Source organism: Mycoplasma wenyonii, from assembly GCF_003265155.1.
In the GTDB taxonomy this organism is placed as follows: Bacteria; Bacillota_I; Bacilli_A; order Mycoplasmatales; family Mycoplasmoidaceae; genus Eperythrozoon_A; species Eperythrozoon_A wenyonii_C.
In genome coordinates, this window is sequence record NZ_QKVO01000018.1 from 1 (window position 1) to 8,775 (window position 8,775).

Annotated in this window: 8 protein-coding genes; 1 reads left to right on the forward strand and 7 read right to left on the reverse strand. The window is 32.6% G+C overall.

Annotated features, from left to right (window positions below; translation table 4 throughout):
- Window positions 1-304: 304 nt before the first annotated feature.
- The 7 genes from DNK47_RS03015 to DNK47_RS03050 form a co-directional block, all read right to left on the reverse strand.
- Window positions 305-580, reverse strand: coding sequence for a hypothetical protein (locus DNK47_RS03015; protein WP_112665827.1), 276 nt, complete (start codon window positions 578-580; stop codon window positions 305-307).
- A complete protein-coding gene (locus tag DNK47_RS03020; protein ID WP_112665829.1) occupies window positions 581-931 on the reverse strand; it encodes a hypothetical protein in 351 nt (116 codons plus the stop codon). It lies immediately after the preceding gene.
- A 650-nt stretch (window positions 932-1,581) separates the two neighbouring features.
- Window positions 1,582-2,466 carry a hypothetical protein gene (locus DNK47_RS03030; RefSeq protein WP_112665833.1) on the reverse strand — a complete coding sequence of 295 codons (885 nt, stop codon included), beginning with the start codon at window positions 2,464-2,466 and terminating at the stop codon, window positions 1,582-1,584.
- Between the two features lie 278 nt (window positions 2,467-2,744).
- On the reverse strand, window positions 2,745-4,265 hold the full coding sequence (locus DNK47_RS03040) for an MIP family Ig-specific serine endopeptidase (protein ID WP_112665837.1): 1,521 nt from the start codon (window positions 4,263-4,265) through the stop codon (window positions 2,745-2,747).
- 34 nt (window positions 4,266-4,299) lie between these two features.
- On the reverse strand, window positions 4,300-5,679 hold the full coding sequence (locus DNK47_RS03605; protein ID WP_220084661.1) for an MIP family Ig-specific serine endopeptidase: 1,380 nt from the start codon (window positions 5,677-5,679) through the stop codon (window positions 4,300-4,302).
- Entirely contained in the window at window positions 5,624-5,770 is a 147-nt protein-coding gene (locus DNK47_RS03525; RefSeq protein ID WP_181454166.1) for a hypothetical protein, read from the reverse strand. Before DNK47_RS03525 ends, DNK47_RS03605 begins: the two co-directional genes overlap by 56 nt.
- Before the next feature lie 73 nt (window positions 5,771-5,843).
- The gene (locus DNK47_RS03050) at window positions 5,844-7,361 is read right to left on the reverse strand and encodes an MIP family Ig-specific serine endopeptidase (RefSeq protein ID WP_112665841.1); all 1,518 of its coding nucleotides are present in this window, start codon (window positions 7,359-7,361) and stop codon (window positions 5,844-5,846) included.
- Between the two features lie 195 nt (window positions 7,362-7,556).
- Between DNK47_RS03050 and DNK47_RS03055 the strand changes: the two genes are divergently transcribed.
- The gene (locus DNK47_RS03055) at window positions 7,557-8,732 is read left to right on the forward strand and encodes a restriction endonuclease subunit S (RefSeq protein ID WP_112665843.1); all 1,176 of its coding nucleotides are present in this window, start codon (window positions 7,557-7,559) and stop codon (window positions 8,730-8,732) included.
- Window positions 8,733-8,775: the final 43 nt, after the last annotated feature.

Below are 8,775 nucleotides of genomic sequence, written 5' to 3' on the forward strand. Positions count from 1 at the left end.
TTTCAGGAGATGTCTCTAAGTTAACTGAGAGGGATTTAACAGAATCTTTAGATAGATCTAGTTGTGATTGATCTTTAGATGTTTTGTCGTCATCTAACTTAATGTCTGTTTGATCTTGTTGTAACTGTTTACTCGCGCTAAATGCCCCCCCGCGCTCTAAAACTGCCTAAAGAACCTAAAAGATCTAAGGCTATGTTCTAAATTAGGCAGAACCGCTCCATTTAAGCCAAGAAAACCTATTCCTCCTAGAGCTAACTTACACCTCTTATTCACCTCAAGATTATTTCCTGAAATACTAAGGATTTTATTTAGATAGTTGTCCCATTCACTCAAGTAATTTAAAACCTACACGGAGTTGAATAGATCCTGAGGAATTATCTTTGGTTTCAGAAAGTTGTCTTTCTAGAGAGTCAAAGTGCTCTGAATGTCGGGCAGTTCAGCCACTCCATAATCTCCGTTCTCTTCGTATCTCAGCTAATTGTTGTTCAGCTATTTGCTCTTTACTATTCACACTCTCTAAATCTTCTTGAAATTTCTTTTTATCTTCATAGAAAGCACTAAAAGGATTGTTCTGATTCAATTACTTTCATTTGTTTTTTCTAATAATTTCATGGCTCATTCTTGTATTGTTTTTATTTCATTGCAAAATTCTTAAAGATCTCATGACAGTTTGTACAGAAGGAGCTTTCCTTGATGCTTGATTTTCTGAAATATCTATAGTATCGGGAGAGAACTCACTTAATTCTTGAGCAAAACCATTTTTTTGAGTATTCATGGCTGAAAGAAATTCATAGAACTTTAGCAAACTTTCTCTTTCTTCTCAGCTTAATGATTGAACATTAGTTTCTGATTTAGTTCATTGCTCAATAACCCCTCTCGCCCTTTGAAAGTCACTTAATAATCTTTGTTTATCCCCTTTTTTGTTTTCCAAATGTTTATCCTCTAAGCAGTCATATTCTTTGTTAGTTTTTTCTGAATTAAATCTACTGTCTCCTACTTAGTGATTTCTTTAAAAATGGTCTTAATTGAATTGATATAGTCACTGTTTTTGTCTTTGGCTAAGTCCAAATCTTTTAAGTCTAGAGATTGTTTGCTTTCAAATTTGAGTTCTGCAGATTTCAGCGTCTTCGCTTCAAGCGTTAATTCAGAAAAAAGCAGTTAATAAATCTCTATCAACACCTAACTGTTTATGATTTACCTTTATTTCCCGAGTAGACTTGAATGCCCCCCCCGAGCCCAATCAATCTAAAGACCTTAAAAGATTAAGACTACTCTCTAAGTTGGGTATTACTGCTCCATCTAATCCAAGGAAAACTATTCCACCAATAACTCACTTGACCCTTTTATTCAAAAGGTCACGGAAATATTAATTAAGAATTTTATTTTGGGAGTACTACTTAATCTATTACCAGTAACCCCTAAAAGATAATTAAAAAACCTTAGGAAATTAGATTTAACTTAATTAACAAAATCTTTAAAAACAAAAATATCTTCAGAAGAAAAGTTGTAAATAATATTTTTCAGTAATTTTTAATTTAAGTTAGTTGGCTTTAATTTCTTTTTCTTTAAAAAATTATCCTATTAATTTAATTGACCCATATGTTGAAGTAATTTTTCTGCAATTTTTATCACTACATGTTTTTGAGGGTAATTAGTAGTTTTTAGATTTTGAAAAAAAGAAATTCTACTTTGGAGTTGTTGCGTTCGCCGAGTATCTCAGTTCATTTGACCTTGAAGGACACGAATTTGCCCATCTATTTTAGTAATCATTTGATTTACAAATTGAATGTCCCTATTAAATTCATCCTCAGTATCGTAAAAATTTGCATAAGGATTGTTTTCTCATGAACCTCAATTATTAAAAAAAGCTCCTCCATAAGGACCTTTATTTTTTTCCAACATAATGAAATCCCGCTCCCAACCTAATCAATCAAGAGATTTAGAAGTTTTTTGTAAGTCATGGGTTTCCTTTCTCCCCTCACTCTTTGTAGCTATTGGCATATCAAATTCTTTGAATTTTTGAAAAAGATTCTTTTTAGATTCCTGTAATTTAATAAACACCTGATACATCGTTTTCAAATTTTGTTTTTCTTCTTTTTTTAAGGCGGGAACGGAATTATTATCTGTTCGTTTTAGGAGTGCATTTTTCACTGTTGTTCATTTACTAATTACATTTTGTTTTACTTTTTTAAACGTAGATAAATGTTGCTCATGCTTCCCTAGATTTTTAACTAGATTGTCAAATTCTTGTTTTGCACTTTGCTCTATACCAGTAACTTTTTCTTCTCTTTCTATCTCCCGAAAAATCTCTGAAATATTGTCTTCCAAATCATAATTAAAGAGCTCTTGAGGTATATCTTTCTGTAACTTTTTATCTTCTAGATCTAATTTGACCTCTGATATTTTATTTGATTGTCGAAAAGTTATTGATATTTGCGACTTCTTTTTCTCTGACGTACTTTGCAATAAATTCTTTTCCCCCCCCGCGCCTTTACTTCATTAATTCAGAGACTGCCCCCCCCTTGAGAGATTTCTTCCAACGGCTTAAAGATATCTAAATTAATCTCTATAGCGGGCAGAATTGATCCATTTATTGCCAAAAAGCTTAATCCTCCAAGCCCTAGCTTTAATCTCTTAGTCAATTAAATATAAGAACTTTTTGAGACTAACTCTCTTTATTAATAAATTATTCACTTAAAAACTTATTTCTAAGTACCTTTTTAATAACTAATAATTTTTGAAATCTAACCTTTTAGTTCTTGATCATTTTGATTCCATCCTTCTCTTGTACTTAATCAAGTAGTTACTCCATTTTTTAGAACATAAGTTTCTAGTTGTTTTTTGTAATAGTTCTTTTGTCCTTTAACACCTAGTATTAAGTCATATGGATCAGTCTTCATTCCTTCTCTTTTTTCCGTGGTACCAATACTTCTGAAAGGTTGTGCTCAAGTAGAGTTCCCTCCTGAAATAGCAACTATTCCAACAGCATTGTTTTCTCCATCAACATATAGACTTCCTGAGCCTCCGGATTCTACTGGACTATGTTCTAAGCGATAAAGATGTCCAAACATTCTATATGCAACCCCTTGTCATTTAAATTCATCTATTCGAATATTGTCAGCTTTAGTGAATCCCCCTATAGTAGAAGCTAAAGTTTTTTTCTCATCTCAATTTGTTGTATAAGTTCATTGATCTTTTGCACCCTTACTATAACCCAAGGTGTAGTAGTTTTTGTTTTCTCTTTGAAAAGCTCTTCAAAGCTCTTCCTCACCCTTTGTTTCATATTTCTTCTCTATAGGCGGACTAAATACATTAATAACATCTTTAGATCCATTTTTATATCTTTCTTTATTTGCAAAGTTATTAGTTACTTTTTTTGCAACTTCTTCATTCTTGAAATTAACTTCTAGAACTGCAAAGTCAACAAAGTGATTTTTTCCGCCAATCTCTTTATCCATGAAATCAAATGCAGCAAAGAATAACTTAGGCTCTTCCATCTCTCCAAGGGAGATACCTCCTTGTTCAACTTTTCTGTCTGCCACATTATCTTGTTGTGATAGGTTTAAGTCAATGTGACCTGCTTTATGTGTTGCCCAGCAAGTATCTCTTACTGGGCCTTGATAATTCTTTCAACTTTCATATCTTGCTGGATATTTCTCTCTAAGATGCCGAGTAAATTCATCTCAGACAGGCAAAGACTGTTTATAAGGATTAGTTGAAAAAGCCAGTCTCTGAATTACGTGTGCGTTTGTTGCAATATATCACTTTGTAGGATATGTACCATCTTTAGGTATTTGATAGTCTAGTATTCAACCTGTCCCTCAACCACAAGGCATCCAGATTTTGAATGAATAATCATTTAGTATTTCATATATTCTCTTTGCTTCTTCTCTATTCTTTTTCTGTATTTCAGGAGTATATTTATGGCCTCAATAATAGAATGTCTTGTTTGGATCCATTTGGGACTCATCATCTGTGAATCTTTCTCCCTCTGAAGCTACTGTGTAAGTTGGAGAACTATAAGGTTCTGTTACGGCAAAATGTTTTATTTCTTGGGTTTCAGGTAAGTCCTGATAAGTATCTTTGTATGCCTCTTGTGCTACTTGAAAAGTATCTGAAAGATTATCCGAATGGGAAAGTGTAGTTATTCCTGACTCGGGGGGGGCAATGATTCTCTCTCCAGTTACTAACTTTTTAAGTCCAACAATAGATCCAATTATTGTTGAAATTAAAACAGTTCCGCCCTTTCAGGTAATAGTAGCCATAATTCCTACCTAATTATTATCTGTTCTAAGAACCTTATTTTATAGCTGATAAAGAGCTTTTTGTTTTATGTTCTCAGTTTCTTGCACTTAATCAAGTTCTCTTTCCATATTTAGTTATGTATCTTTCTACCTGTTGTTTATAAGAAGAGTATTGATTTTCGGAACCAAGAATTAAGTCATATTTTGGAGAAAAGAGTACACCATCCTTTCTTATTTCATTACTTCTAAGAGGAACAATGCCAGAATGTTTTGAATCTACTCATTCAGCTAATCTTTTAACTCCCAATACATTTCCATCACCATCTGTATATAGACTTCCAGAACTTCCCCCTTCCATTGCAAATTTATTTATTCAATAAAGATGTCCTATTTCACTTAAGTCTTTTCCATCTCATTTAGTCTTTAGAGAAGGAAATTTGTCTTCTAATTTCTTCGCATCTACATATCCTCTAATTCTTTCTCCAGTTAGGTAATACATTTCCTTAGTTAAATTAGATGCTTCAGCTGTTTTTTCATCAAAGCTAACTGCAGGTATATATTTGTTTTTTAGAGTATGTGGATAAGCAACACTATAAAAGTTGTTATCTACATCACTTAATTTATCTAAAGAATATCTAGAATCAAGCGGTTTACTGAATATATTTATTGCATTCGTACTATCTACCTTATATTTCTCAGCAAAATTATTAGTTAATTCTTTGGCAGTCTGTTGATCGTTAAATTCAATCTCTAATACCGCAAAGTCTCTGTAATGATACTCGGGTATTCCTTGATAGGAGTTTCTTTTTAGGAAGTTATAAGGCATATAGAATAATCTAGGTTCCTTCATTTTTCGGGAGTGAATCAAACCATATTCTTGTTTAAATTTCTCTCCAGTTTCTGGCTTTGAAAGACCTAATTCTAGATAGCCATACTTTCTTACTGCATCGCAACTTTCAGCGGTTCATAACTCAACCTTGGAATAATCTCTATCTTTATTTATTCATCGAAGCCTGTTTGTTTCACCGGCGTAATAAGGGAGTTTTTGTTCATATGGATTTTCAGCAAATCTAAAGGAGTTAACTACATGAGCATTTGTTCCTATGTATCAGGTTGTAGGATATTCTCCTTCTTTATCGGGAAGTTGATAGTCTAATATCCATCCAGTTCCAATTCCGCACGGAAAGAAAAGTTTAAATGTATAGTCTTTTAGTCTATTTAGAGACTCTTTAGCTTCTTTTCTTACATCCTCTTTTCTCCTTGAATATATGAGTTCATCATTGTCTGTAAATTGTGATTCATTTTCTTGTTGTATTTGTAATGTGTTTTGAAGGAATCTTATATCTATAGGGTTTGAAGTTTTTATTGTTTGTTCTTGACTAGCTAAACCAATGGAAGGAACTTGTATGTCTATTTGTGGGGGGGGGCAATGGATTGTTTTTAGTTATTAATTCTTTAAGTCCGAAAGCAGAACCAGTTAAGGAAGAAATTCCAAAAACTCATGCTTTTAAGCTATTAGAAGACATAAACTATCCTTTCCTTAATTTTCTCAAATTTGTTGTTGAGATATAAAAGTATCTTTTTAGATTTAGAGAAAAATTAGTTTTTCTTTGGAGCTACTCATTTACCTCTTCTACTTAATCAAGTCTCTCCGCCATTTGAAAGAATTCATTTTTCAACTTGTTGCTTGTAAGAGTTATTTTGTCCTTCTGCTCCCAAAATCAGGTCATATTTAGGAGTATTTATTCCTAATTCTTCATCCTTTACTCCATCGCTTCTAAGTGGTTCTGCTCAGGAAAACATACCTCCAGTGCCATAAGGGTTTTGAGAAGTTTGACCAGTTACTGCAACCGCTACCCCATTCCCATCAACAAACACACCTCCGGATGATCCGGGTCCTACTGCATTACCTAGCAGTTGATAGTAATGTCCAAATTTGTGATAAACATCTCCCTGTCACTTGAATCCTTTTCTCCAATCTTCTCAATGTTTTCTTGCTTGAACAAATCCTTTGTACTTATTTTTGTTTCGTTCATTCATTTCAAAACCATGAGCCACTAAATGAGATGCAATGGCATTATTTTTATCTCAGTTAATGGTTTGTTCTCATTTATCTTTTCCTGGAACTTTAGGGTAAGAAAGAATGTAGTAGTTATCTTTAGCTTTTCATAATTCTTCTTTTGATTGATACTTACTTTCTATTGGCTTACCAAACAAATTAATAGCATCTTGTAGATTGTTTTCATATTTAGTTGCAAAATTTCTTGTTACTCTCTGTGCAATTTCTTCGCTATTAAATTCAATTTCCATTACTGAAAAATCAGAGAAATGATCTCCATAAGTTTTTTTATCTAAGAAATTAAAAGCAGAGAAGAACAATTTAGGTTCTTTCATTTCACCAAGAGCAACTCCTCCCACATCTGAACGATTATTCTCTCCGGTGGAATGATGTGAAAGATTTAAGTCTATATGACCTACTGTATCTACCGCTCAACAAGTATCTCTAACTGGACCTTGATAGTTTTTTACCTCGTTATATCTATGCGCTTGTCTTCCTTTTTCTCTTAAGTGTCTTGTCCATTCATCTCATTTAGGTAATTGTTGTTTGTAGGTATTTTCTGAGAAACTAAGCCTTCAAACTACATGTGAATTAGTTGCAATGTACCATTTTGTTGGGTATTTACTATTTCCCTTAGGTATCTGATAGTCTAGGATTCAGCCTGTACCTCATCCGCAAGGCATAAATATTTTGAAGGTGTAATCGTCTAGTATTTTGTAAATTCTTTCAGCTTCTTTTCTATTTTTTTCTTTTTGTTCTTCTGTATAGTTAGCGAAATCTCAGGATGAATAGTTTTTTTCTGCTTGTAATTTAGTTACTTGTGAATCTGTTACCGTACTTTGTGGAAACTCTATGTATGAAGATGTTGGATCAATTGAACTACTTGTCCCTTTTTGTAATATCGGATATTGTTCGGTTAGATTATCAGAAACAAGATATTGTTCGTCCGAGCGGGGGGGGATGATACTCTCTCCAGTAACTAGTTTTTTAATTCCGATAATTGAACCAATTATTGTTGAAATTAAAACAGTCCCGCCTTTTCAAGTAATAGCAGGCATAAGTACCTCTGATTAAAGTTACTAGGCATTTTATTTTATAATTTTGGTTTTTAGTAATTAATCAGAAAATTTATTACACAAATAAGTTATTGTGAATAGAATTAGGTTTTTCCTCAAAAATCTTATTTATTAATACATTAATAGGAAAATCACAGATAAAAACTAATTGCTTAAATTCCATAATTTTCTAGATTAATGGAAAAAAAGACTAAATGGGTTGAGTTAGGAGAAATATGTGAGTTTCAAGTAGGTTTACCTGTTTCGCTGAAAGATCAATTTAAGGAAAATTTGAATGGATACCTACAACCGTTAATCAAAATAGGGAACATGCAAGAAACAGGAATAAACATTGATGACTTGACTTGAATTGATCCAGTTTCTTTTAAAAAAATTAAAAATTTTGTTGTTTATCCAGAGGAAATTTTGATAGCAAAAGACGCAACCATTGGAAGAGTTGTCTTAAACAACACAGGCAGAAAATTGTATTTTTCTCAACATATCTATAAATTCAAACCAAATTTAGAAGTAGTAAATCAAAAATATCTTTTTTATTTCTTATTAATGAAACAAAAAACATTAGCCACATTGAAAACTGTAGGGCCTATACCTGCTCTAGAACTTACAAGGCTAAAAAAATTAAAGATCCCTCTCCCGCCTCTCAAGCAACAAGAAAAAATTGCAAAATGGCTCGAGACCTTCTCGTCCCTAGAACGGCAACTAGAACGGCAACTAGAACGGCACAAAACTCAGTATAGGTACTATCTGAACCGCCTAATGCGGGGGGGGCAAATGATAGAACTAGGTAACGTGTGCAATATTAAAACTGGGTTATCTATTTCAGAAAAAGATATTTTCAAAGAAAACGTTGATAACAATTTGTGCCCTTTCATAAAAATAGGAGATTTAAACAATTTTGGAATAAATATCAAAAAATTGGGCTATATAAAACCACGCTATATTAATAATTTCAATGATTTCACCGTTAAACCGGGAGATATTATGATTGGCAGAGTTGGATCGGCAGGAAAATTGGCTTTTAATGATCTTTCTTATTTTTTATTTTTTTCAGAAAATATTTACAAAATTACTACTAATAAAAGCTTTGTCGATCAGAAGTATCTTTTTTACTCCTTGGCTGTAAAACAACAAAAAATCATAAAAACAAAAACTCTAGGACCAATATCAATTTTGACACTTACACAAATCAAAAAACTCCAAGTCCCCCTGCCCTCTCTCGAAAAGCAAGAAAAAATAGCCAATTGATTAGATAGATTTAGGGAGTTAACAGAAAATATTTCTAAAGGCTTGCCTAAAGAAATTCTTTTACTTAAACAACAATCTAGATACTACAGAGAAAAACTAATTAACTAATGACTGAATTGGAATTAAGAGAGAATATTGCTAAAAGCATTTG